The organism is Pseudonocardia sp. KRD291 (genome assembly GCF_019263595.1).
Taxonomy (GTDB): domain Bacteria; phylum Actinomycetota; class Actinomycetes; order Mycobacteriales; family Pseudonocardiaceae; genus Pseudonocardia.
The window spans coordinates 1-20,214 of the sequence record NZ_JADQDD010000094.1 but is presented as its reverse complement, the minus strand read 5'-3'; the positions used below and the strand labels follow the sequence as shown (position 1 = coordinate 20,214).

Annotated in this window: 25 protein-coding genes; 15 read left to right on the top strand and 10 right to left on the bottom strand. The window is 73.7% G+C overall.

The features are described 5' to 3' along the window. Together I4I78_RS15200 and I4I78_RS15195 are read right to left on the bottom strand one after the other, a co-directional pair. A partial coding sequence (locus tag I4I78_RS15200; protein ID WP_218611969.1) for a HAMP domain-containing sensor histidine kinase occupies window positions 1–1,186 on the bottom strand: 1,186 nt, incomplete at its 3' end. A gap of 16 nt (window positions 1,187–1,202) precedes the next feature. Next, complete coding sequence (locus I4I78_RS15195; RefSeq protein ID WP_218611968.1) at window positions 1,203–1,871, bottom strand: response regulator transcription factor; 669 nt, start codon at window positions 1,869–1,871, stop codon at window positions 1,203–1,205. A gap of 52 nt (window positions 1,872–1,923) precedes the next feature. Here I4I78_RS15195 and hisN point away from each other — a divergent pair, with 52 nt between their 5' ends. Next, a complete protein-coding gene (gene hisN, locus I4I78_RS15190; RefSeq protein WP_308252127.1) occupies window positions 1,924–2,745 on the top strand; it encodes a histidinol-phosphatase in 822 nt (273 codons plus the stop codon). Between the two features lie 411 nt (window positions 2,746–3,156). Continuing rightward, complete coding sequence (locus I4I78_RS15185; protein WP_218611966.1) at window positions 3,157–3,603, top strand: MaoC family dehydratase; 447 nt, start codon at window positions 3,157–3,159, stop codon at window positions 3,601–3,603. 6 nt (window positions 3,604–3,609) lie between these two features. Here I4I78_RS15185 and I4I78_RS15180 read toward each other — a convergent pair whose 3' ends face one another. The 4 genes from I4I78_RS15180 to I4I78_RS15165 form a co-directional block, all read right to left on the bottom strand. After that, a complete protein-coding gene (locus I4I78_RS15180) occupies window positions 3,610–4,191 on the bottom strand; it encodes a DUF3558 family protein (protein ID WP_218611965.1) in 582 nt (193 codons plus the stop codon). Next, on the bottom strand, window positions 4,188–4,628 hold the full coding sequence (locus tag I4I78_RS15175) for a hypothetical protein (RefSeq protein ID WP_218611964.1): 441 nt from the start codon (window positions 4,626–4,628) through the stop codon (window positions 4,188–4,190). The genes I4I78_RS15180 and I4I78_RS15175 overlap by 4 nt, the downstream gene beginning before the upstream one ends. Window positions 4,629–4,723: 95 nt before the next feature. After that, complete coding sequence (locus I4I78_RS15170; RefSeq protein ID WP_308252126.1) at window positions 4,724–5,404, bottom strand: class I SAM-dependent methyltransferase; 681 nt, start codon at window positions 5,402–5,404, stop codon at window positions 4,724–4,726. Window positions 5,405–5,443: 39 nt separating this feature from the next. Then, entirely contained in the window at window positions 5,444–6,088 is a 645-nt protein-coding gene (locus tag I4I78_RS15165) for a TetR/AcrR family transcriptional regulator (protein ID WP_218611963.1), read from the bottom strand. 59 nt (window positions 6,089–6,147) lie between these two features. Between I4I78_RS15165 and I4I78_RS15160 the strand changes: the two genes are divergently transcribed. Beyond that, window positions 6,148–6,657: a hypothetical protein gene (locus tag I4I78_RS15160; RefSeq protein WP_218611962.1), complete on the top strand. Its 510-nt coding sequence runs from the start codon at window positions 6,148–6,150 to the stop codon at window positions 6,655–6,657. 15 nt (window positions 6,658–6,672) lie between these two features. Here the strand turns inward: I4I78_RS15160 and I4I78_RS15155 are convergent, their stop codons facing one another. The 3 genes from I4I78_RS15155 to I4I78_RS15145 all read right to left on the bottom strand — a co-directional run bounded on the left by I4I78_RS15155 (window position 6,673) and on the right by I4I78_RS15145 (window position 9,067). Beyond that, window positions 6,673–7,596, bottom strand: a complete 924-nt coding sequence (locus tag I4I78_RS15155) for a hydroxymethylglutaryl-CoA lyase (protein WP_218611971.1) — start codon at window positions 7,594–7,596, stop codon at window positions 6,673–6,675. Window positions 7,597–7,622: 26 nt separating this feature from the next. Continuing rightward, complete coding sequence (locus I4I78_RS15150) at window positions 7,623–8,162, bottom strand: PH domain-containing protein (RefSeq protein ID WP_218611961.1); 540 nt, start codon at window positions 8,160–8,162, stop codon at window positions 7,623–7,625. A gap of 65 nt (window positions 8,163–8,227) precedes the next feature. Beyond that, complete coding sequence (locus I4I78_RS15145) at window positions 8,228–9,067, bottom strand: biotin--[acetyl-CoA-carboxylase] ligase (protein ID WP_218611960.1); 840 nt, start codon at window positions 9,065–9,067, stop codon at window positions 8,228–8,230. A 132-nt stretch (window positions 9,068–9,199) separates the two neighbouring features. Between I4I78_RS15145 and I4I78_RS15140 the strand changes: the two genes are divergently transcribed. From I4I78_RS15140 to I4I78_RS15095, 10 genes are all read left to right on the top strand, one after another. Then, window positions 9,200–10,843, top strand: a complete 1,644-nt coding sequence (locus I4I78_RS15140; RefSeq protein WP_218611959.1) for an acyl-CoA carboxylase subunit beta — start codon at window positions 9,200–9,202, stop codon at window positions 10,841–10,843. 41 nt (window positions 10,844–10,884) lie between these two features. Next, window positions 10,885–11,130, top strand: coding sequence for an acyl-CoA carboxylase epsilon subunit (locus tag I4I78_RS15135; protein WP_218611958.1), 246 nt, complete (start codon window positions 10,885–10,887; stop codon window positions 11,128–11,130). A gap of 77 nt (window positions 11,131–11,207) precedes the next feature. Then, window positions 11,208–11,828 (top strand): nucleoside triphosphate pyrophosphatase, encoded by a 621-nt coding sequence (locus I4I78_RS15130; protein WP_218611957.1) that lies wholly within the window; start codon window positions 11,208–11,210, stop codon window positions 11,826–11,828. A 143-nt stretch (window positions 11,829–11,971) separates the two neighbouring features. Then, window positions 11,972–12,862, top strand: a complete 891-nt coding sequence (locus tag I4I78_RS15125; protein WP_218611956.1) for a sulfurtransferase — start codon at window positions 11,972–11,974, stop codon at window positions 12,860–12,862. Continuing rightward, window positions 12,859–13,293 carry a SufE family protein gene (locus I4I78_RS15120; RefSeq protein ID WP_218611955.1) on the top strand — a complete coding sequence of 145 codons (435 nt, stop codon included), beginning with the start codon at window positions 12,859–12,861 and terminating at the stop codon, window positions 13,291–13,293. Before I4I78_RS15125 ends, I4I78_RS15120 begins: the two co-directional genes overlap by 4 nt. Before the next feature lie 129 nt (window positions 13,294–13,422). After that, complete coding sequence (locus I4I78_RS15115) at window positions 13,423–14,340, top strand: TIGR04222 domain-containing membrane protein (protein ID WP_218611954.1); 918 nt, start codon at window positions 13,423–13,425, stop codon at window positions 14,338–14,340. A 109-nt stretch (window positions 14,341–14,449) separates the two neighbouring features. Continuing rightward, window positions 14,450–15,319 carry a DUF692 family multinuclear iron-containing protein gene (locus I4I78_RS15110; protein ID WP_218611953.1) on the top strand — a complete coding sequence of 290 codons (870 nt, stop codon included), beginning with the start codon at window positions 14,450–14,452 and terminating at the stop codon, window positions 15,317–15,319. Further along, window positions 15,316–15,738: a hypothetical protein gene (locus I4I78_RS15105; RefSeq protein ID WP_218611952.1), complete on the top strand. Its 423-nt coding sequence runs from the start codon at window positions 15,316–15,318 to the stop codon at window positions 15,736–15,738. Before I4I78_RS15110 ends, I4I78_RS15105 begins: the two co-directional genes overlap by 4 nt. A gap of 176 nt (window positions 15,739–15,914) precedes the next feature. Then, the gene (locus I4I78_RS15100; protein ID WP_218611951.1) at window positions 15,915–17,690 is read left to right on the top strand and encodes an acetyl/propionyl/methylcrotonyl-CoA carboxylase subunit alpha; all 1,776 of its coding nucleotides are present in this window, start codon (window positions 15,915–15,917) and stop codon (window positions 17,688–17,690) included. 2 nt (window positions 17,691–17,692) lie between these two features. After that, window positions 17,693–18,244 (top strand): GNAT family N-acetyltransferase, encoded by a 552-nt coding sequence (locus I4I78_RS15095; RefSeq protein ID WP_218611950.1) that lies wholly within the window; start codon window positions 17,693–17,695, stop codon window positions 18,242–18,244. Between the two features lie 15 nt (window positions 18,245–18,259). On the opposite strand, the gene I4I78_RS33840 is transcribed toward I4I78_RS15095, so the two are convergent. Further along, entirely contained in the window at window positions 18,260–18,949 is a 690-nt protein-coding gene (locus I4I78_RS33840) for an excalibur calcium-binding domain-containing protein (protein ID WP_308252125.1), read from the bottom strand. Window positions 18,950–19,303: 354 nt separating this feature from the next. Between I4I78_RS33840 and I4I78_RS15085 the strand changes: the two genes are divergently transcribed. Both I4I78_RS15085 and I4I78_RS15080 read left to right on the top strand, forming a co-directional pair. Next, a complete protein-coding gene (locus I4I78_RS15085) occupies window positions 19,304–19,780 on the top strand; it encodes a hypothetical protein (RefSeq protein WP_218611949.1) in 477 nt (158 codons plus the stop codon). A 175-nt stretch (window positions 19,781–19,955) separates the two neighbouring features. After that, window positions 19,956–20,214: hypothetical protein (locus I4I78_RS15080; RefSeq protein WP_218611948.1), on the top strand; the 259-nt coding region annotated here is incomplete at its 3' end.

The following is a 20,214-nucleotide window of genomic DNA, read 5'->3' as shown; positions in this document are numbered from 1 at the left end:
GGCGGGCGCGGGAGAGCTCCAGCCTGCCGCCGTCGGCCTCGACCAGGGCCCGGGCCAGGGCCAGGCCCAGACCGGTCGACGACTGGGCGGAGACGCCGCGCTCGAACACGTGCGGGACGAGGTCCTGCGGCACGCCCGGGCCGGTGTCGCTGACCTCGACCAGCAGCGCGTTCTCCCCGGCCCGCGCGCTGATCGTGACCGGGCCCTCGCCGTGCTGGATCGCGTTGTCGACCAGCGCGCCGACCGCCTCCCGCACCCGGGCCGCGGTGACCCGGGCGAGCATCCCCTCCGGCACCCGCACCCGCAGCGACCGCCCGGCCGAGGTGAGGGCGCCGCGCCACTCGTCGGCGACGGCGTCGAGCTCGTCCCGCAGGTCCATCGGCTCGGCGCCTGCGGCGCGGGCGGCACGCGCGGCCTCGAGGAGCTCGTCGAGGACGGCGGAGAGGCGCTCGGTCTGCTCGATCGCGGCCAGCGCCTCGCGGCGGGCGTCCGGGTCGGGGTGGGTGGAGAGCTCGTCGAGGCGCAGCTGCAGCGCGGTGATCCGGCTGCGCAGCTGGTGCGAGACGTCGCCGACGAGCACCCGCTCGCGCTGCATGAGCTGGGCCAGCGCCGTCGCCGAGCTGTCGAGCACCTCGGAGACCCGGTCGAGCTCGGCGATGTCGTAGCGGGCCGGCGCGCGGCGGAAGTCCCCGGCGCCCAGGCGCGCGGCGCGGGCCGCGACGTCGCGCAACGGCTCCGCCAGGCGCCGGGCGGTCAGCGTCGCGACGATCGCGCCGCTGGTCACCGAGATCAGCACCAGCAGCGCGACGACGGCGACGACCTGCGTCTGCTGCGCCCGCATCACCGACCTGGGCTGGGCCAGGACGATGGAGCCGCCGGGCCCGAGCGGCAGCGACTCCACGACCGGGTCGGGCACCTCGGGGACGCCGAACACCTGCGACGGACGGTCCACCCGGTTGATCTCCAGGCGGCTGTTGGCCGGGATCGCCAGCTCGATCGTCGCCGGGTCGGGGACCTGCTCGACGTTGTCCTCGAGGCTCTCGGTGAGCTGTTCGAGGCGCTGCGTCAGCTCGGCGCGGGTGAAGTCCTCCACCAGCCGCCAGGTGGCCACGACCAGGGGGCCGCCGAGAGCGAGCGCGGTGATCGCCACGACGAGCAGCGTGGAGAGCAGGATCCGGCGGCGCACGTGCTACCGGCCCGGCTCAGTCATGGTTGAACCGGAAGCCGACGCCGCGCACGGTCGCGATCCGCCGCTCGCCGCCGATCTTGCGGCGCAGCCACGACATGTGCATGTCCAGCGTCTTGGACGACTTCATGTCCGCGTCGCCCCAGACCGTGTGCAGGATCTCCTCGCGGGTCACGACCTGCCCGGAGTGCAGCATCAGCACCCGCAGCAGCTCGAACTCCTTGTTCGCGAGCGTCACCTCGTCGCCCTCGAGCAGCACGCGGCGCCCGGAGAGCTCCATCCGCAGGCCGTCCACCTCCACGACGTCCTGGGTCCGGCGGCGCAGCAGCGCGCGGACCCGGGCCAGCAGCTCGGCGAGGCGGAACGGCTTGGACACGTAGTCGTCGGCGCCGGCGTCGAGGCCGACCACGAAGTCCACCTCGTCGGTGCGCGCGGTGAGCATCAGCACCGGGAGGTCGGCGAAGTCCGTGCGGATCCGGCGGCACACCTCCAGCCCGTCCATCCCGGGCAGGCCCAGGTCGAGCACGAGCAGGTCGACCGGCACGCGGCCGACGTGCTCGAGCGCGGCGAGCCCGTCGCCGACGACCTGCACCTCGTACCCCTCGCGTTGCAGGGCACGGGAGAGCGGTTCGGCGATGGCCGCGTCGTCCTCGGCCAGCACGACGGTGGTCACGCCAGCGAGCATAGGCCGCCTGCGACGTCGGTGTGCCGGGGCGGGCATGGCATGCTCGGCCGACGTGGACGACGCCCCGGACCTCTCGTTGACCCGCGACCTCGAGCTCGCGCTGCGGCTCGCCGACATCGCCGATGCGATCACGCTGCCGCGCTTCCGCGCCGCCGACCTGGTGGTGGACCGCAAACCGGACCGCACCCCGGTGACCGACGCCGACACCGCCGCCGAGGACGCGCTGCGGGCCGCGCTGGCCCACGAGCGGCCCGACGACGCCGTGCTCGGCGAGGAGCGCGGGGACACCGGCGCGTCGGCGAACGGCCGGGGCTGGGTGCTCGACCCGATCGACGGCACCAAGAACTTCTCCCGGGGCATGCCCGTCTGGGCCACCCTGATCGGCCTGACCCTGCACGGACGGCCGGTGCTCGGCGTCGTCAGCGCCCCGGCGCTCGGGCAGCGCTGGTGGGCCGCGCCCGGGTCGGGAGCCTGGGCGGCGGGCACCGGGGAGGAACCGCGGCGGATCTCCGTGTCCGGGGTGGCCGACCTCGGCGACGCCTACGTGTCGACCACGGACATGAACGTCTTCCGGGAGGACACCGTGCTGTCCGGCCGCGGGCTGGCCGGCTGGCTCGCCCTGACCGAGGCCTGCTGGGAGACCCGCGCGTTCGGCGACTTCTGGCAGCACTGCCTCGTCGCAGAGGGGGTGCTCGACCTGGTCGTCGAGCCGGGAGCCAGTGCCTGGGACCTGGCCGCGCCGGCCGCGATCGTGGCCGAGGCGGGCGGGCGGCTCACCGACCTGTCCGGCGCCGACTCGATCACCGGCGGCAACGCGGTGACCAGCAACGGGCTCCTGCACGACGCCGCCCTCGCGGCTCTACGAGCGGGGTGAGCGGCCCATTTCGTGACGCTCACCCGGGAAGACCACCCCGCCCAGGCGCACACCGTCATCGAGCGTCACGTTGCGGCGGGTCCGACGACCGTTTCGTGACGCTCACCGGGAGAGACCGCCCCGACCGGGAAGATCGTCGGATCGGTCCCGATCCGGGCCGTTCGCGGCGCCGATCGGGGCCCGGCCGCCGATCACCTCGGTACGAGCGGCGCCACGGTCACGGGAGCGAAGGACCCCACGGGTTCGATGTCGGGCCCGGTCCCTGAGGCCGGTCCTGGGCCCGACATCGTCGAGCGTCACGTTCCGGCGGACCGAGGACCATCTCGTGACGCTCGACGGTGTCTGCGGGGTGGGACCATTCCAGCTCCCCTCCCCGACCGTCCGGCCGGTGGTCCGGCTACCGTGCCGAACGTGCCGGAGATCGCTTTCGAGGACCTGACCCCGGGTCGGACGTTCGACCTGGGGACCGTCGTGATCGACCGCGACGAGATGATCGAGTTCGCGCGACGGTTCGACCCGCAGCCGTTCCACCTCGACGAGGCAGCCGGCAAGGAGTCCGTCTTCGGGCAGCTCGCCGCGTCCGGGTGGTTCACGTCGTCGCTGTGGATGCGCGCCTACGTCGACGAGCTGCTGCTGCGCTCCACCGCCCTCGGTTCCCCGGGAGGCGACGAGATCGCCTGGCCGCTGCCGGTGTTCGCCGGGGACGAGCTGCACGCCACGCTGGAGATCGTCGAGGCCCGCCGCTCGCGCAGCCGCCCGGAGATGGGACTGGTCACGTTGCGGGCGCTCCTGCACCGCGGCGACGACGTGGTCTACCGCGGCCGGTTCACCGGCATGTTCGGTGTGCGCGAGGTCTGAGCGGGATCAGCCCGAGGCGCGGGCGCGCATCGTGGTGATCACCATCGACGCGGCCCGGGCGACGATGGCGCACCGCTGCTCGATGCTGGTCGTGGGGCGCCGCGGGTCCCTGGCCACATTGTCGGTGTAGTCCACGACGACCGTCGCGGTCGCACCGGCGTCGATGGCCAGGTTGCAGCTCGGGTCGACACCGGTCAGCGAGTACCGGAACTCCACGGCCCCGTAGCCGTCGACGGTGGTGATCCGGGGGTCCTGGTACCCCTCGCTCGCCCCGACGAAGAGCGGGTCCTGCGGGTCGAACTGGGCGATCGGGTTCTGCGGCTGCAGGCGGACACCCCAGAACTGGCTGATGTCCGACCGCCAGGTGCAGGAGTCGCTGGTCGCCTCCGGGGCGTCGCGCTGACCCGGCCCGACGCCCAGCTCCGAACGCTGTTCCGCGCTCAGCGCGTCGCACGCCGACAGGCGACCCACCGGGAGGTCACCCGGTCGGGACGGGAACGGGCTGGACCGCACATCGGGCCCGGAGCACGCCGTCACCAGCACGAGCAGTAGCACGAGACCGGTCGCGGGCGGACCCCACCGCGTCATGAAGGAGGCCTGACGGCGTCACGGGGCGAGCCGTGGGTGGAACGGAAGCTGTCGGCGACCTCGGTCTCGGTATATCCGTACTGCTCGGCCGCCTCGGCGAGCTGCTGACCTCCCGTGCGCAGGTCCGCGATGTACCGCCAGCACGGCTCGAGCACGGCGTCGATCTTACGGTTGAACGAGATCTGGGCCGGCCCGGAGACCGGGTCGTCGCTGCAGCGGCCGACCCACACGCCGCAGCCGGGCTCCCCCTGGCGTCCCGGCAGCGGTGTGGAGCGGGTACGGCGCGTCGCCCTCCGCATCGCCTCCTCCAGCTCCTCCGCCTCTTGCATCAACACGGCTCGGGCCTTCAGCACCGTGTCGCGGTCGACCTGCATCAGCATGTGGTCGACCGAGGACTGCAGGGCCGGGTCGGCGATCCGGGGCACCGGGCTGGTCACGGGCGGGAGGTTACCGGCCGATGCCGCCCCGCACGGTCGTTCGGCGCAACCCGGGCCCCGGACGCGGGCGTCGCAGGCGTCTCAGCGCAGGTGTCTCAGCGCAGGCGGCGCGCGCGCACGACGACGTCGTGGGTGTGGTGCGCCCCGGCCCCGCCCTCGGGTGCGGGGCGCGGTCGCTGCTCGTCGGTCTCCACGTCCCAGTCGTCGTCCAGCAGTGCCGCGACCATCGACGGCCAGACGTAGTCGGCCGGGTCGAAGCCGCCGTCCGGCACCTCGTGGGTGTCCATCCCCGCGTGGTGGACCAGCAGCAGCACGCCCCCGGGCGCGACGGCGGCGAGCAGCGCCCGCTCGGCCGCGGCGTCGGGGGTGCGCAGCAGGGCCGGGTACTGGGCGGAGACCAGGTCGAACGACGCCGGGGCGAGGTGGGCCTCCACCAGACCGGCGTGCACCCAGCGAACGGCGACACCGGCATCGCGCGCGTGCGCGGCCGCCCGTTCCAGTGCCACGCCGGAGACCTCGAGCGCGGTCACGTCCCAGCCGCGGCCGGCGAGCCAGACGGCGTCGGCGCCCTCGCCGCAGCCGACGTCGAGCACCCGCCCGGGGGCGAGCCCGGCGACCTCGGCCACCAGTGCGCCGTTGGGACCCCCGCTCCACATCTGCTCCCGGTCGGCGTAGGTCGCGTCCCACTCCGCCCGCACGTCCGGGTCCCCGACGTACCCGTCGGGCGGGGTGGGGGTCTCGGAGGTCGGCGGTCCCGCCGCGGTGTCATCGGTCACGGGAACACCCTGCGTCGCCGCATCCGGCTTCCGCGACGCTCATTGCCGATCCGGCAAGATCCGGTCCGGGGCACCCGTCGCCAGGCCCGCCAGGAACGCGACGTAGGTCGAGCGCAGCTCGTCGCGCACCCGCGGCCGCTGCTCCTCCGGGGTCTCGGCGAGGAGCTGGCCGCTCGAGCAGAGCATGCCGAACACCACGGTGACCAGCGTCCCGGTCACCGGGCCGGGGATCGCGCCGGTGCGCTGCATCTCGCGCAGCACCTCCTCGACCAGCACGATCGCGTACTCCTCCTCGCACGCCCGCCAGGCCTGCCAGCCCAGCGCGATCGGCGCCTCCCGGAACACCAGCCCGCCGTAGACCGGGTCGGAGCACATCATCAGGAACTCGTCGATCACGGCGAGGCCTGCCGTGGCGGGGTCGGAGGTCGCCGAGAGCTCGGCGAAGCGGCCGTGCAGCCTGCGGTGGGCGTCGCGTTCCAGGCGGTCGATCAGGGCGGTCATCAGCGCGGCCTTGTTCGTGAAGTGGTGGTAGATCGCGCCCTTGGTCACCCGGGCCGCGGCGGCGACCTCGTCCAGCGACGTCGCCCCGTAGCCCTGCTCCCCGAACAGCCGGGCCGCGTTGTCGAGCACCGCGTCCCGGGTGGACTCGGTGTACTCGGCGCGGCGCGACTTGACGGGAGGCATGACCGGCAGCATATTACATACCCAGAGTACGTACTCTGAGTATGTGAGAGGTGAGCGGTATGTCAGGGACGCGGCGTCCGACCCGTGAGCAGTACCTCCTCCGCAACCGCGTGGCCGACGAGGTGACGCGCCGGGCCGATCGGACCGGTGACCCGTCACTGCCGTGGGCCGCGGTTCCCGCGATGGCCGGCGCGTTCGGCGACGAGACGGCCGTGCTCACGCACCTGGCCGCGCGCTGGTCGCGCAACCTGGCCGGGTCGCTGGACCCGGTCCTGGACCTGCCCGACGACGACCGCGAACGCGCCGCCGCCGACGTCGCCGCGGCCCTGGCCGCCCGGCGGCCGGGCCTGCACGCGGTGCTGCACCACCACCGTGACCACCCGGCGGTCCGGGCGGCGCGGGAGACCGACCGGGCCCGGGCAGGGTTGGTGTACGCGCCGGTGCAGGCCGGGCACGTCGCACCCCGACGGGGCGTCGTGCGGGCACTGCGCGGGCTGGCCGGACGCGAGTGGGAGTGGGTCTGCAGCGGCGTCACGCGGACCCGCTCGTCGCTGCGCCGGGTCGCCTGACGCGTCCGCCGACGGTCAGCCCGCGTCCGGAGTGAGTGCCGTGACCACCCGCGACGGCGACGGGCGCCCCAGGTGCCCGGACATCCACACACTCGTCGCGACCAGGGCGTCGAGGTCCACACCGTGGGCGATGCCGAGGCCATCGAGCATCCAGACCAGGTCCTCGGTGGCCAGGTTCCCGGTCGCCGACCCGGCGTAGGGGCAGCCGCCCAGGCCGCCCGCGCTGGCGTCGACCGTCGTCACGCCGTGGCGCAGGGCGGCCAGGGTGTTGGACAGGGCCTGGCCGTAGGTGTCGTGGAAGTGCACGGCGAGCGCGTCGGCCCCGAGACCGAGCGCGGCGCAGGCGTCGAGCACGGCGCCGACGTGCCCTGGCGTGGCGACGCCGATCGTGTCGCCGAGCGAGAGCTGCTCGCAGCCCATGTCCATCAGCCGCTTCCCGACCGCGGCGGCCTGTGCCGGGTCGACCGCGCCCTCCCAGGGGTCGCCGAACACCATCGAGACATAGGCGCGCACCCGCATCCCGCTCTCCACCGCCCGGGTCACGACCGGGGCGAACATCGCGAACTGCTCGTCGAGGGACCGGTTCAGGTTGCGCCGCGCGAACGTCTCGGTGGCGCTGGCGAACACCGCCGCGTGCGTCACACCGGCATCCAGGGCGCGGTCCAGACCACGCTCGTTGGGCACGAGCACCGGGTAGCCGACACCGCCGCGGCGGTGCAGGACCTCGAGCAGCTCGGCCGCGTCGGCGAGCTGGGGCACCCACTTCGGGTGCACGAAGCTGGTGGCCTCCAGCGTGCGCAGACCGGCGTCGGCGAGGCGGTCGAGGAACTCGGCCTTCACCGCGACCGGCACCACCGCGGACTCGTTCTGCAGGCCGTCGCGCGGCCCGACCTCGTAGATCTCGACCCGCTCCGGCAGGGCCGGGTCCCGGACCGTCATGGGCAGGGCTCGCGCCCCGGTCTCCGTCACGATGCCGACCTCTCCGTCTCGACGGCGCGTCCCGTCTCCTCGCGCCGCCGGGCGAGGTCGCGGCTGATCTCCCGGTGCAGCAGCGCCTGCACCCGCTCGACGTCCGGGACCTCGGCGAAGCGCATCGGCTCCTCGCCCCCGGCGTCGACGAGCAGTGTCCCGCAGCCGGCCAGGCGCTCGCCCAGCGTGCGGCGGGTGCGGACCGAGTCCACCCGTCCGATCGGGACGTCGATCCCGCTGCGCGAGAACACGCCCTCGCGCACCAGCAGCCGGTGGTTGGTGACCACCAGGTGGGTGCTGCGCCAGCGCACCAGAGGCAGCACGGTGTAGCGGGCGACGACGGCCGCAGCGAGCACCGCGAGCACCAGCCAGCCGACCACGGCCCAGGACTGCAGCCGGACCACCGCGGCCACGAACGCCGCGACGGCGACCGCGGCGAGGAACACCGCGGCCGGGCCGACGCAGGTCCGCCAGTGCGGATGCGAGTACAGCGCGACCCGTTCGCCCTCGACCAGCAGGTCATCGGGATAGGCCACGCACCTCACGGTAGTCCGCCGCGCCGCGCTCGACCGATGACGCGCGCGGACGGACCCGGGTGAACCTAGCGGTCGGGGTGCTCCGCCGGGCGCAGGTGCACCACGTCCCCGGCCGCGACCGCCGAGCGCTCCCCGGAGTCGGCCAGCACCAGGAGCCGGCCGTGCGGGTCGACGTCCTCGGCCATGCCGATCAGCGCATCACCGCTGGGCCGCTCCACCCGGACCTGCGACCCGAGCGTGGCGCACCAGGCCCGGTAGTCGCTGCGCAGACCGGACGCGTCGGCGTCACCGCCGGTCTCGCGCCACTGCGCCTCGCGCCGGTAGAGGTGGGCGAGCAGCGTCGTCGCGATCTCCGGTCGACCGGCCGTCACACCCTGCGCGGCCAGCGACGTCGCACCCCACGGCAGGTCGTTGGCGCTCGCGGCGACGTTGAGCCCGATCCCCAGGACCACGCCGGGCCCGCCGCCGGAGACGGCCGTCATCTCGGCCAGGATCCCGGCGGCCTTGCCGCGGGCCGGGCCGAGCAGGAGGTCGTTGGGCCACTTCAGACCGACCGGCAGGTCCGGGGCGAGCTCGCGGATCGCGTCCGCCAACGCGACACCGGCCAGCATCGGCAGCCAGCCGAGCCGGTCGGCGGGCACGCCCTCGGGCCGCCACAGCATGCTCATCGTGAGCCCGGCCCGGGCCCGCGAGGTCCACCGCCGGTCCAGCCTGCCGCGCCCGGTCACCTGTTCCTCGGCGATCAGCACGCTGCGGTCCTCGGCGCCGCGCGCGGCCGCGGCGAGCAGGTCGGCGTTGGTGGATCCGGTCTGCTCGACGACGTCGAGGGCGTTCCAGCCGCCGGTCGGGCGGAGCACGGCGGTCCGCAGCGACCAGAGGTCGAGCGGCGCGGGGTCGGCGTCCATCACCGCGCACGGTAGCGGGACGCGTCCGGACCGCTCCGTCCTGGTCACCCGGGGACCCGGCGGGTGCTCCGTCGGGGCTGCGGTGCACGTCACCCCCGGGTGGACGCGATCACCGGGTTAGGCTCCCGGGCCATGAGCGCCGCAACGGAGCCGATGGGGGACCCGGACTCCGCCCCCGACGTCGAGCCGGATGTCCACACCACGGCGGGCAAGCTCGCCGACCTCTACCGGCGTTTCGACGACGCGGTGGGGTCCACGTCCGACGCGGCCGTGGAGAAGCAGCACGCCAAGGGCCGCCAGACCGCCCGCGAGCGGATCGATCAGCTTCTCGACCCGGGCTCGTTCGTCGAGCTGGACGCGCTGACCCGGCACCGGTCGACGAACTTCGGCATGGAGGCCAAGCGCCCGTTCGGCGACGGCGTGGTCACCGGGACCGGGACCATCGACGGTCGCCCGATCGCGGTGTTCTCGCAGGACGCGACCGTGTTCGGCGGCGCGCTCGGCGAGGTCTACGGCGAGAAGATCGTCAAGGTGATGGACCTCGCGGCCAAGATCGGCTGTCCGGTCGTCGGCATCAACGACGGCGGCGGCGCGCGCATCCAGGAGGGCGTGGTCGCGCTCGGTCTCTACGGCGAGATCTTCACCCGCAACGTGCGGGCCTCCGGCGTGATCCCGCAGATCTCGCTGATCATGGGCCCGTCGGCGGGCGGCGCCGTGTACTCCCCCGCGCTGACCGACTTCACCGTGATGGTCGACGAGACCAGCCACATGTTCATCACCGGCCCGGACGTCATCAAGACCGTCACCGGCGAGGACGTCGACATGGAGGAGCTCGGCGGAGCACGCGCGCACAACTCGAGGTCCGGCGTGGCGCACTACCTGGGCTCCGACGAGCAGGACGCGATCGACTACGTCAAGGAGCTGCTCGGCTTCCTGCCCTCGAACAACCTGTCCGAGCCGCCGGCCTACCCGGCGCCGGAGCCGACCTCGGGCACGGTCGAGGACTCGGTCACCGACACCGACCGCGAGCTGGACACGATCATCCCGGACTCGGCGAACTCGCCGTACGACATCCGCGAGGTGATCAACCGGGTGGTCGACGAGGAGGACTTCCTCGAGGTCCAGGAGCTGTGGGCGCCGAACATCGTCACCGGCTTCGCCCGGGTCGAGGGCCGCAGCGTGGGCATCGTGGCCAACCAGCCCACCCAGTTCGCCGGGTGCCTGAACATCGACGCCTCGGAGAAGGCGGCGCGGTTCGTGCGGACCTGCGACGCGTTCAACGTCCCGATCCTGACCTTCGTCGACGTCCCGGGCTTCCTGCCCGGCACCGACCAGGAGTGGAACGGGATCATCCGCCGCGGCGCGAAGCTGATCTACGCCTACGCCGAGGCGACCGTCCCGAAGGTCACGGTGATCACCCGCAAGGCCTACGGCGGTGCCTACGACGTGATGGGGTCCAAGCACCTCGGCGCGGACGTCAACATCGCGTGGCCGACCGCGCAGATCGCCGTCACCGGGGCGTCGGGCGCGGTGAGCATCCTCTACCGCAAGGAGCTCAAGGGACTCGAGGGCGACGAGCTCGAGGCCAAGCGCGCGGAGCTGCAGCAGGAGTACGAGGACACCCTGGCCAACCCCTACATCGCCGCCGACCGGGGCTACATCGACGCCGTCGTCCCGCCGTCGCACACCCGCGGGTACGTGGGCCGCTCGCTGCGGATGCTGGAGACGAAGCGGGAGCAGGGCCCGACGCGCAAGCACGGGAACATCCCCCTGTGAGCGGCGACCCTGTGAGCGGCGACCCTGTGAGCGGCGACACCGTGAGCGACGAGACCGCCGCCGACGCCACCCCGGAGGAGCGCCGTGCGCTGTTCCGGGTGGTCAACGGCCACCCCGACGACGCGGAGCTGGCCGCGCTGACCGCGGTCGTCGCCGCGGCCGCGAGCGTGCCCGGCGACGACCCGGCACCGGCCGCGCCCGACCTCTGGTCGCATCCGGCCGCTCTGCTGCGGGCTCCTCTGCAGGCCGGCCCCGGCGCCTGGCGCGCCTCGGGCCTGCCCCGCTGACGGGACAGCGAGCTCGGACCCGTCCGGGGGTGGCGGCACCACGGCACCGTGGTGCGGCACCGCTAGGGTCCGTCGTCGTGCGTCTCGTCCTCGCCTCGGCCTCCCCCGCCCGTCTCGGTGTCCTGCGCGCGGCGGGGGTCGATCCGCTCGTCGAGGTTTCCGACGTCGACGAGGACGCCCTGCTCGACGCGCACCCGGACGCCGCCCCGGAGCAGAAGGTCACGCTGCTGGCCGGGGCGAAGGCCACCGCCGTCGCCCGGCGGATCGCCGGGGACCGGCCCGACGCCCTCGTCGTCGGCTGCGACTCGATGCTGCACATCGACGGCGAGCTGGTCGGCAAACCGGGCGACGTCGACACCGCGCGCGAGCGCTGGGCGACGATGGCCGGGCGGACCGGGGAGCTGCTGACCGGGCACACCGTGCTGCGCCTGGCCGACGGCGAGATCGACCGGGTGGCCGAGGGCCACGCCGTCACCGGGGTGCGCTTCGCCGATCCGACGCAGGCCGAGCTGGAGGCCTACCTCGCCACCGGCGAGCCGCTGCAGGTCGCCGGCTCGTTCACCCTCGACGGATTCGGTGGATGGTTCGTCGAGGGGATCGACGGTGACCCGTCGAACGTGATCGGGATCAGCCTGCCGCTGCTGCGCCGCCTGCTCGGCGGGGTCGGCGTGAGCCCGGTCGATCTCTGGCGCACCTGAACCCCCCGCACACACTCCCCCGCCCGGGCCGCGAGAACTCCTCTCGTCCACTCCGGCTGCACGACCGGAGCGTTCGTGCAGCCCGAGATCGGGGAGGGGCAGGTGCCGGGCGGTGGAGCGTGGCCGGGACTACCCTCGCGGCCATGGCTCTGCCCAACGACACCGATCCGAAGCTCGCCGAGTACGCGCACCCGGAGCGCCTGGTCACGACCGGGTGGCTGGCCGAGCACCTGGGCGACGAGGGCCTCGCCGTCGTCGAGTCCGATGAGGACGTGCTGCTCTACGAGACCGGCCACATCCCGGGTGCGGTCAAGGTCGACTGGCACACCGAGCTCAACGACCCGGTGACCCGCGACTACGTCGACGGCGCCCGCTTCGCCGAGATCATGGGCGAGCGCGGCATCACCCGCGACACCACGATCGTCGTCTACGGCGACAAGAACAACTGGTGGGCCGCCTACGCGCTGTGGGTGTTCTCCCTGTTCGGCCACGCCGACGTGCGCCTGCTCGACGGCGGCCGCGCGAAGTGGGCCGACGAGGGCCGCGAGATGACCACCGACGCGCCGAAGATCGACGCCGTCGACTACCCGGTCGTCGAGCGCGACGACTCGAAGATCCGTGCCTTCAAGGACGACGTGGTGGCCCACCTGGGCAGCCCCATGGTCGACGTCCGCTCGCCGCAGGAGTACTCCGGCGAGAAGCTGCACATGCCCGACTACCCGCAGGAGGGTGCCGTCCGCGGCGGGCACATCCCGGGCGCGGCGAGCGTCCCGTGGGCCCGCGCCGCGGCCGACGACGCGACGTTCAAGTCCCGCGCCGAGCTGGAGGCCATCTACCAGGACGAGCAGGGCCTCAAGCCCTCCGACGACGTCGTCGCCTACTGCCGGATCGGCGAGCGCTCCAGCCACACCTGGTTCGTGCTGACCCACCTGCTCGGCTTCGACACCGTCCGCAACTACGACGGCAGCTGGACCGAGTGGGGCAACGCCGTCCGGGTCCCGATCGTGCAGGGCTCGGAGCGGGGCTCGGCGTGAGTCTGCCTCCCCAGCTCGCCGAGCTCGTCGACGACTTCTCCGCGGTCGGCCCGAAGGACCGGCTGCAGATGTTGCTCGAGCTCTCCCGTGAGCTGCCCGACCTGCCCGAACGCTTCGCCGACCGGGCGGAGTCGATGGAGCAGGTGCACGAGTGCCAGTCGCCGCTGTTCCTCGCCGTCGAGGTGGGCGACGGCGGCGAGCGCCCGGTGCACCTGTTCTTCTCCGCCCCGCCCGAGGCCCCGACCACCCGCGGCTTCGCCTCGATCATGTACACCGGCCTGGACGGGGAGCCGGCGGCGACCGTGCTGGACGTGCCGGACGACTTCTACACCGATCTCGGGCTGGGCGAGGCGGTGAGCCCGCTGCGGCTGCGCGGGATCGCCGCGATGCTGGCCCGGATCAAGAACCAGGTCCGCGCCGCCACCGGCTGATCCGCGACCCCCTCGCACAAAGGTCCACGCCGAACCTCAAGGCTTGGTGAAGTTCGGCGTGGACCCCCGTGTTCCCGCCCACACTGTGACCTGTCGAACAACCGACACCTGGCACAGGGGGTGGTGGGGATGGGCTCGAACATCAGCGGAGAGACCTGGGGGATCTCCAGCTCGGCATTCCTGTTCGTGTACGCGGTGATCGCCCTGGTGACCCTGGGCGCGGCTCTGCGCGTACGTCATACGCTGCGGGCGGGTCCGCCGTCCCGCGGCGACGACCTCGACCGGCGTCCGGAGTACGTCGCCTACCTCAACGGCGGCCCCGACCTGGCCGTCTACGCGGCGCTGAGCGCCATGCACGTCGACGGCAGCATCACCACGGCCGACAAGGCCGCCGGCATGGTCCGGGCCGGGGGACCCGTTCCCACGCACGGCAGCCGGCTGCAGCGTGCGGTCCACGCGGCCACGACGCGGCTGACGCTGCGTCGCGGTCTGTCCCACGCCGCGGGCGTCGTCCGGGAGCTCGAGGAGATCGGCGACCGGCTGGTCCGGTCCGGCCTGCTGCTCTCGGACCCGGCCCGCCGCAGGTACCGCGGGACCGCGTTCTGGCTGCTCTGGGTGCTCGCGCTCGGGTTCGTCCGGATGCTGGCCGGGATCTCGAACGGGAGGCCCGTCGGCTATCTCGTCGCGGCGATGCTGCTGGTCCTCGGCGCCTTCCTGGTGCTGGTCCGGCAGGTTCCCCGGCGGACCGTGGCCGGTGACGGCGCCCTGGCCGAACAGCGCACCCGGCACGCGGCGCTGTCGCCGTCGATGCGCCCGGACTGGGTCGCGGTCGGCGCCGGGGCGGCCGCGCTGAGCGTGGGCGTGTTCGGTGTCGGGGCGCTCTACGCCGCGCAGCCGGCGTTCGCCGAGGAGCTCGAGGCCCAGAAGAGTGCCGCGCTCGGCGGCGGCGGTGACTACTCCGGCGGCGGCGACTCCGGCGGTGGCGGCGGTGACTCCGGCGGCGGGGGCGGCTGCGGCGGCGGTGGAGGCGGAGGCTGCGGCGGCTGAGCCGCGGCCTCGACGAGGGGTCCGCTCCCGCAGCTCTGCCACCGGGGGGTGTGGAGTTGCGGGAGCGGTGTCGTCGCCGGCACCGCAGAACCGGCAAGGGGTGGGTGAGATGGCGTCACGTCCGACCGGGACCGGCGTCGGCTGGCGTCCGGAGATCGCGTCCGTGCTGGCCGGGACGGCCGGGCTGGGTTTCTGCGAGGTGATCGCCGAGTCCCTGGACCCGGCCGCCGACCTACCGGCCCCGCTCCGGTCGCAGGCCGCGGGCGGGACGACGGTGATCCCGCACGGGGTGCACCTCTCGCTCGGCGGCACCGAACCGGTCGACCCGGCGCGGGTCACCCACCTGGCCGCCTGCGCGGCGGCCGTCGACGCGCCGATCGTCAGCGAGCACGTCGCGTTCGTCCGGGCCGGGGGCCGCGAGGCCGGGCACCTGCTGCCGCTGCCGCGCACCCGGGACGCGCTCGACGTGCTGGCCGCGAACATCGCCCGCACCCGTACCGAGCTCGACGCCGAGCTCGCCGTGGAACCGATCGCGGCGCTGTTCGACTGGCCCGAGGACGAGTTCACCGAGGCCGAGTTCCTCACCCGCCTGCTCGACCGCACCGGGGCGCTGCTTCTGCTCGACGTCGCGAACGTCCACGCCAACGCCGTCAACCGCGGCCGGGACGCCCGCGCGGACCTCGACGCGATGCCGCTGGACCGGATCGCCTACTGCCACGTGGCGGGCGGCGCCCGCCACGACGGCTACTACCACGACACGCACACCGATCCGATGCCCGCGCCGGTGCTCGACCTGCTGGCCCACCTGGTGCAGCGCTGCCCGACGGTGCCGCCGGTGATGCTCGAACGCGACGGCCGCCACCCGCCCGCCGCCGCGCTGCGCGCGGAGCTGGCCGCGATCGCCGCCGTCACCGGGCACCCGGCGCCGCACGAGCTCCCCGCCGGATCCGAGCGCCCGGGCGTGGGGTCGCGCCGGTGAACGGCGGGGACCGTCCCGGCCTCGCCGCCCGCCAGGCCGCGCTCATCGAGGCACTCGTCGCGGGCGGCCCGTACCCGGACGGTCTCGACACCGCCCGCCTGGACGCGACGCGGCGGGCCCTGCTGCGCAAGCGGGCCGGTCGGGTCGCGAGGGCATGGCCGCTGCTCGCCGCGGCGCACGGCACGGACTGGACGCGGGTGTTCCACGCGCGGTTCGACGGCGTCGCGCCCACCGATCCGGTGCGCGAGGGCTGGGACCTGGCCCGCGAGCTCCGTGCGGCCGGCACGCTCCCGGCCGCGGCGGCGTCCGAGCTGGCCGGACGCGAGGCCGCGATGCGCTACGACGGCCGCAGCGCCCCCCGCCGCCGCTCCCGGCCCGCGGCCGCGCTGCGCCGCCTGCTGGAGCGATCACGAGGGTGATCCTGCCCACCCGCAACGGGTGACGTTGCGCATGCCACATCTCCTGTCGGGAAGTCCCGACGCCGGTGCTCCTACACTCCCCGGTAACCCACGCGCCGGAGCTACGGGCCGGCGAGTCGTCATGACCGCACGGAGTCTCACTCCGCCAGCTCCGTTGAAGATGAGGAGATCGAAAAGTGCCCGCACTGCGCAAAGTGCTCGTCGCCAACCGTGGAGAGATCGCCGTCCGGGTGATCCGTGCTGCCAAGGACGCGGGCCTCGCCAGTGTCGCGGTCTACGCCGACCCGGACCGGGACGCGATGTTCGTCCGCGTCGCCGACGAGGCGTTCTCCCTGGGCGGTTCCACCGCGGCCGAGTCGTACCTGGACTTCGACAAGGTGATCGGCGCCGCGAAGCAGGCCGGGGCGGACTCGATCCACCCGGGCTACGGCTTCCTGTCCGAGAACGCCGACTTCGCCCAGGCCGTGATCGACGCCGGGATCACCTGGATCGGCCCGTCGCCGCAGTCGATCCGCGACCTCGGCGACAAGGTCACCGCCCGGCACATCGCCACCCGCGCCGGCGCCCCGCTGGTCCCGGGCACGAACGACCCGGTCGAGAACTCCGACGAGGTGGTCGCCTTCGCCAAGGAGTACGGCCTCCCGGTGGCGATCAAGGCCGCGTTCGGCGGCGGCGGGCGCGGCATGAAGGTCGCCCGCGAGGAGTCCGACATCGCCGAGCTCTACGAGTCGGCCGTGCGCGAGGCCACCTCGGCGTTCGGCCGCGGCGAGTGCTTCGTCGAGCGCTACCTGGACCGCCCGCGCCACGTCGAGACCCAGGTGCTGGCCGACCAGCACGGCAACGTCGTCGTCGTCGGCACCCGTGACTGCTCGCTGCAGCGCCGCTTCCAGAAGCTGGTCGAGGAGGCACCCGCGCCGTTCCTGTCCGAGGAGCAGACCAAGACGCTCTACGACGCGTCCAAGGCGATCTGCAAGGAGGCCGGCTACTACGGCGCCGGCACCGTCGAGTTCCTGGTCGGCGAGGACGGGATGATCACCTTCCTGGAGGTGAACACCCGCCTGCAGGTCGAGCACCCGGTCTCCGAGGAGACCACCGGGCTGGACCTGGTGCGCCAGCAGTTCCTGATCGCCGAGGGCAAGGAGCTGGCGATCGACGGGGACCCGGCCCCGATCGGGCACGCGATCGAGTTCCGGATCAACGGCGAGGACGCCGGGCGCAACTTCCTGCCGGCCCCGGGCACCGTGTCCAAGATCTGGTACCCGGCCGGGCCGGGTGTCCGGATGGACGCCGGTGTCGAGGACGGGTCCGTGATCGGCGGGCAGTTCGACTCGCTGCTGGCCAAGCTGATCGTCCGCGGCGCCGACCGACGGCAGGCGATCGAGCGCGCGCGCCGCGCGCTGGCCGAGTTCCGGGTCGAGGGCATGGCCACCGTGCTGGAGTTCCACCGCCTCGTCGTCGACGACCCGGCGTTCTACGCCGAGACGGCCGAGGACTTCACCGTGCACACCCGCTGGATCGAGACCGAGTGGAACAACACCGTTCCGCCGTTCGAGGGCGGCGAGGGTGCCGAGGACGAGTCCGGCGACCGCCAGACCGTCGTGGTCGAGGTCGGTGGACGACGCCTGGAGGTGTCGCTGCCCGGTGACCTCGCCCTCGGTGGGGGCGGCGGGAACGGCGGCGGCGCCAAGGCCGCACCGCGCAAGCGCGGCGGCAAGGGCGGCGGCGCCAAGGCCTCCGGTGACGCGGTCACCGCCCCGATGCAGGGCACGATCATCAAGGTCGCGGTCTCCGAGGGCGACACCGTCTCCACCGGTGACCTGATCGTCGTCCTGGAGGCGATGAAGATGGAGAACCCGGTCACCGCGTCCAAGGACGGCACCGTGACCGGCCTGAACGCCGAGGCCGGTGCGTCGATCTCGCAGGGGACCGTGATCTGCGAGATCAAGGACTGAGCTTGGATCCGGTCGAGATCAACGCCGGCGCCTGGTACCTCCGGGCACTGCGGGCCGACGACCGGGTGGACGACCGCCCGGCCGTCCTGGAGTCCGCGGTCGATCGTGAGATCCGGCGCTGGCGGCACCGCCCCGACCCGACGTCGGCGGCGGTCGCCGCCTACGTCGCCGAGCGGATCGCCGGCTGGGCGGACGAGACCCGCTGCACGTGGGCGGTCTGCGAGCCGACCACCGGCGAGATGCTCGGCGAGGTGGGCCTGGAGCACCTGGACCTGCCGATGGGCACGGCCGAGGTGACCTGCTGGGCGCTGGAACGGGCCCGCGGTCGCGGGATGACCAAGGCCGCGGTGGGCTCGGTCGTCCGGTTCGGCTTCGGCGGGCTGGGCCTGGCGCGGATCACCTACGGCTGGGCCGAGCCGAACGTCGGCTCCGCGCGGATCGCGCAGTCGCTGGGGTTCGTACCGGAGGGACGGCTGCGCGGCGCGTGGCTGGCCGACGACGTCCGCAGCGATGTGCTGGTCAGCGGCCTGCTGGCGGAGGACCTGCAGTCCTGAGAACTCCCGGACCCGCTACTCGCAGGCCACGCCGTCGTCGTTGCCGTCGAGGCGGCGGCTGTAGCCGGGGTCCCCGACATAGATCGCTCCCTGGCCGGCCGCGGCGGCCGCCGTGCAGTCCGGGTAGTCGACGGCGGGCTTCTGGTCCGGCGACGGCAGTGTGTCGACGCAGCGCCGCCCGTCGCGGTCGAGCCCGCGCAGGCGGTCGAGGTAGTCCGGCGAGGCGTCGTTGATGCCCCGGTAGGCGGACGTGTGCGGGCGCTGCACCATGTAGGAGCCGAGGTCGCCGAGACCGGGGACCTCGACGTAGCGCAGCAGCCGGCCGTCCTTGTCGGCGTCGTTCGCGGCGGTGGGCTCGCGGCGCAGCGACACCGTCGCACCCCGCAGCACCTTCTCGGCGTCGGCGCGACCACGCGGGCCGGCGTCCGTGCGCATCTCGCAGGAGTCCGCGGCCAGCACCCGGACCGTCACACCGCCGTCGATCACGAACGAGTCCCCGTCGACGACCTCCGAGACGGTCGCGGTCCGGTCGAACTCCCCGGCCGGGCCCGGCTGGCCCGGAGCGCTGGGCGCCGGTGCCGCGACGTCCGACACCGCGGTCATCACGACCGCCGAGTAGACCGCGGCGGAGACGAGCACGGCGATCGCCGCGGCGCACAGGGCGGGCAACCAGCGTGGCCGGTCGCGCCGGTGTCGCCCGCTCACGGCCGAGGACCGGTCGGGTCGGGGTGACGGCGGGTCATCACAGCTCCTTCCCTGCGCCGAGTTCGATCAGCGTAACCACCGGTGGACGCCCGGGTGCCCACGATGCGGGTTCGGTACCCGATCGTTGACGACGGGCCGCGGGCGACCTAACGTTTTCGCTCGCCAGGTACGACTGCCTCGCACCGCACTGGACAAGTACACAGCGATCGCAGTGACCACCCGTGTGTCCGTTCCACGGGGCCCGGTTTCTTCCGCCACGCGGGATTGACCGCGCCGCGGATCCGCTCACCACGTCGGCACAGCCACGCCGTGAGCAGCGTAGTCATCGACTCACTTCGACGACTGGGATCCGTCATGCCCCCCATGCAGTTCTACGTCACGACCCACATCCACACCGACGGCCCGATCCCGGGCCCGCACTCGCTGCTCACACTCGCCTCGGCCGCACACACCGGGGACGGGACCGTGATCAGCACGTTCTCCGCGAACATCCGGGAACTCCCCGGGGCCACGCTGCACCCGACCGCGCTGGAGAACTGGCGCAGCCGGGCGGAGGACTGGCTCAGCACCCGGCGGGCCGCGCGCCCGCCGGCGCAGGTCACGAACGCCTACGCGAGCTGGGTCTCCGGACTCGGCGGCGCGCCGGTGTTCGTCACCGACCCGGACGAGCCCGACCACCTGTTCTGCTACTGGTACCTCCAGCGCTTCGCCGGACGGTGGCCGTTCTCGGGCACGACCTCCGCCCCGGAGGTGGACGACCGGTTCCGCGCGACACCCCTGTGCACGTTGCAGGTGTGCTGCCCGGAGCCACTGGCCCTCGCGGCCTGCTAGACGCCCGACGCCCCCGTCGGCCCGGATCGCGACCGGGCCGGTGGGGGCGTCGTCGTGTCCACCCGTCCGTTCGCGATCGCAACGGATCTCGGTCCGGGAGGCCGGAATCGTCGGGGTGCGGCCCTAGCGTGGGACCTCGCACCGCTCCCGTCCCGAAGTCCTCTGCGAGGGATCCATGCCCGACCGTTCCCGGCCCGCCGGCCCCGCGCCGGACCTGCGGCTCGACTCGCCGTCCCTCACCCGGCTGCGTTCGGCGCTGGACGACGCGTTGGCGCGCCTGGACACGCCGCTGCGCGACCTGCAGGCCGACGCCCGGCTGCCGCGACCGTGGCTCGGCGACCCGGCGAGCGCCGCCAGCGCGTCGGGCTACGCGCGGCACAGCACCGACGGCCCGGCCCCGGCGGTCGGGGCGCTCGCCGCCTACCGCGCCGAGC